Annotated in this window: 3 protein-coding genes; 2 read left to right on the top strand and 1 reads right to left on the bottom strand. The window is 34.6% G+C overall.

Features of this window, described 5'->3' with window-relative positions; genetic code table 11:
- The first annotated feature begins 325 nt into the window (after positions 1-325).
- Positions 326-1,777: a T9SS type A sorting domain-containing protein gene (locus BM253_RS17000; RefSeq protein ID WP_091526683.1), complete on the top strand. Its 1,452-nt coding sequence runs from the start codon at positions 326-328 to the stop codon at positions 1,775-1,777.
- A 54-nt stretch (positions 1,778-1,831) separates the two neighbouring features.
- The gene (locus BM253_RS16995) at positions 1,832-2,608 is read left to right on the top strand and encodes a hypothetical protein (protein ID WP_245758531.1); all 777 of its coding nucleotides are present in this window, start codon (positions 1,832-1,834) and stop codon (positions 2,606-2,608) included.
- Between the two features lie 191 nt (positions 2,609-2,799).
- Here the strand turns inward: BM253_RS16995 and BM253_RS16990 are convergent.
- On the bottom strand, positions 2,800-3,588 hold a 789-nt coding region (locus BM253_RS16990), incomplete at its 5' end, for a site-specific integrase (RefSeq protein ID WP_177205822.1).

Here is a 3,588-nt window from a genome sequence, read left to right as displayed (position 1 = left end):
ATGAAGAAATTGTTGGTAGATCGGGATTTGTAATTTCATCTAATTTTCAACGCGCAAGGTGGTACGACGGTAAAGTTTACACATGGATAGGTAGAACAGTAAGAGGAGGAAGAGGTGAAGGTAATAGTGGACTGAAGTTCGATATACTGGCAGATAAAGAACCTGATAGTTAAATAATTACTTTTTTAATTGTTATTAAATATTATTTAGTTTAATTAAAAATGAATACAATATTGTTAAAACTATGCCTTAATAAAAGTATGGCATAGTTTTTTCTTATTTTACGCAACAATAACAATTAGATAAACTCAAAAAAATTTATTCTATGAAAAAATATTTACACTTTTTTTTATTAATCCCAATGATGGCGATAAGCCAGACGCAGATCGGACAAAAGATAGAGGGAGATAATGGAACTGATAATTATGGACGAAAAGTTTCGATGTCACACGATGGAAATATTGTCGCAGTTGCGGCTAGTAATCATAATTCATTTACAGGACATGTTCGTGTTTTCGAAAATGTATCAGGCACATGGACACAGCTAGGAGCTGATATATTAGGAACTGCTGCTAATGATCGCTCTGGAAGCAGTATTGCACTTTCTGCCGATGGTGATGTTATAGCTGTTGGATCACCAACCAACAATAATTCTAACGGAATATCAGCGGGAAATGTACGTGTGTTTCAATATTCTTCGGGTAGTTGGATTCAATTAGGAAATACTATAGAGGGTATTGCTACAAGTGACTCTTTCGGAGAAACATTAGATTTATCTGCTGATGGAAATATACTTGCAGTTGGACTTAGAGAACATAATGGTAACGGGCAAAATTCAGGTCAGGTTCGCATATATCAGAATATACAGGGTAGTTGGACACAACTTGGGCAAAATATTAACGGACTTCAACCAGGGGATGGATTAGGTATTAGCTTATCACTTTCAGATGACGGAAGTATTGTAGCAATTGGTGCAAATGCGATAAGCACAGCAGGAGGTCCAACTGGCTACACAGTTGTTTACCAAAATGTAGCAGGAAATTGGACACAATTGGGACAGGTAATTTATGGCACCGGTCCAAATCATAAGAGTGGATATAGTACTTCGCTTTCGTCTGCTGGAAATATTCTTGCTATTGGCGCTATTAATGCCAATGTTTCAGGAACGGCAAGAATATTTGAAAATATCGGGGGTACATGGACACAAATAGGTCAAGATATAAACGCAGAAGGAACTGCAGATGCGAACGGTAATGCACTTTCTCTTTCATCAGATGGAACTATTTTAGCAGTTGCAGCATCTATAAACGAAGGAAGTGGACCTTATGCTGGTCACGTACGGATTTTTAAAAATGTATCGAACAGTTGGGTACAAATGGGAACAGATATTGACGCGGAGGAGGCATACGACCAATTTGGTAGTGATGTTGCATTATCGGCAAGCGGTTCTGAATTAATTGTTGGAGCAGCTGCCGCAACAACTGGAAATTTTAAGAAAGGCTACGCTAAAGTATATGATTTATCTGGAGTACTTTCTACAAAAAAAATAAACGCTGTTAATTTTAATGTTTACCCTAATCCATCAAGTGATGTACTTAATATTGAACTGGATGATAATGCGGTGTTAGAAAATGTAACAATCTATAATAATTTAGGTCAAAAAATAAAGTCTGCAAAAACAACTGTTGTTGATGTTAGTACACTAGCAAAAGGATTATATTTTGTAGAAGTTACCACCAATATAGGTAAGGCAGATCAAAAAGTTATCATCAAGTAATTTAATTATTAAATTCAAAATAAAAGATATATGTTTAAAAAACTGTTATGTATAGTGTCATTCGTATTGTTGCCACTACTTTCTGTTGCGCAGGACGCAGACCAGGAATACGAATTGAGATCCAACGAAAAGGAAGGTTGGATTATTAATAAAAAGGGTGAAAAGATCGAAGGTGTCTTACGATTAATGGGTTCCGAAGATTCTCCATGGGTCAACCAGCAAAAAGTTAGATTTATCGCAAAATCTGATATTGACCCTAGTAAAAAACGCCAGAAACTTAAGGTACTTGATGTTGATGATTTAAAAGGTTATGCAGCCTATGATGGAGATGTATTGCGCGAATTCGAACTTATAAAATATACTAATGTTCGCGAGTCGTCAAGAGGTGGCAGCGGAATAGGAGGTAGTATTAAAAGTATAAAAAATTTGAGCAACAGTAACCATATCGCTGAGGTAATGATAAAAGGACCTATTACAGTTTACAGACTTTACGGACTTCCAACTGCTGTAGCCGTAGGTAACAAACAGGTGCAGGAGATGGAGGATGATTTAAAACGCTTAAGAAGTACGCCAAGTATACTTGTTTCAAAGAATGGAGGTAAGATCGAAGAGCTTAACAGCAGTGATATGAAGAAGCTTACAGAAGACTGTGAATATGTACGCGCTAAAATGCTGAATAAAAAATATACGAGCTACGATCCAGACAAAGAAGAAAAAAAACGTTCTAAAATGGGCGCGTTACTTAAAAGCGAGATGGAATTGGACGGAGAAAAAATTCAGAAAATGGCATTGGAAATCCTTACGGATTATAATGCTAATTGCGGAAAATAGTACATGTACAAATAACAGATAAAAGATTACTGTATAAAGAAAGCCATTATTTTACAATGGCTTTCTTTATGTATAATTATTTTAAGCTACTACACTTTCAAGAAATCTTAAAAGTAATATAAGTGGTTCGGTAGAGCTCCCGTTAACCACCGTTGATGGGTCTTCTTTTTGATAAAGTAATTTTACAGATTTTAAGCTAATTTTGCTTTTAGGTTTTTTAATTTTTTTTCATACTTTTTTAGCTGAGAAGTTATTTCTGAATTCTCCTTGTTCTTACTTTTAACTTTTAGAAATTTTAGATCATTTTCAATCTTTTCAAGAATTGATATTGGATCATGTTGATCTTTATTCGCTTCAGATGAAATTTTATTTTCTAAAATTTGCATTTCTCTACTAATAGTGGATTGTTCAGTCAGTGCATATTCTTCTGTCTGCTTAATAGACTGATGCCCCAACATTTCTTTTACTACATGCATAGGAACACCATTGTTTAAAGTAACCGTACTCCCAAATGTTCTTCTTGCTTTGTGTGTGGTAAGATTATCGTTAATTCCACATAATATAGCAATTTCCTTTAAGTACTCGTTCATCTTTTGATTTGATTTGACAGGAAGTAATACATTATTTGCTTTGCAATGAGGATGGTCTTTGTACTTATCTAAAATTTCTATTGCTTTTGCAAGTAGCGGGATGGTTATTGAAGATCCTGTTTTCTGTCTTTCTGAAATAATCCATTGTTTCCCATCGATTCCGATTTTTAATTCTTCCTTTTTAAATTGCTTTACATCTATATAGGCTAAGCCTGTATAACATTGAAAAACAAAAATGTCTCTTACTTCACTTAATCTTTCAGAATCAAATATTTTATTTTCCAAAGTTGAAAGCTCATGAGAGCTTAAGGGCGTCTTTTTAACAGCAACCTTTTTGTTTTTAAAAGCTTTAAATGGATCTGAAGTTATTATGTCCTTTGAGATTGCCCT

This window comes from Paenimyroides ummariense (assembly GCF_900115115.1).
Lineage (GTDB): Bacteria > Bacteroidota > Bacteroidia > Flavobacteriales > Flavobacteriaceae > Flavobacterium > Flavobacterium ummariense.
The sequence above is the reverse complement of the archived record's forward strand: the minus strand, read 5'-3'. Positions and strand labels throughout refer to the sequence as shown.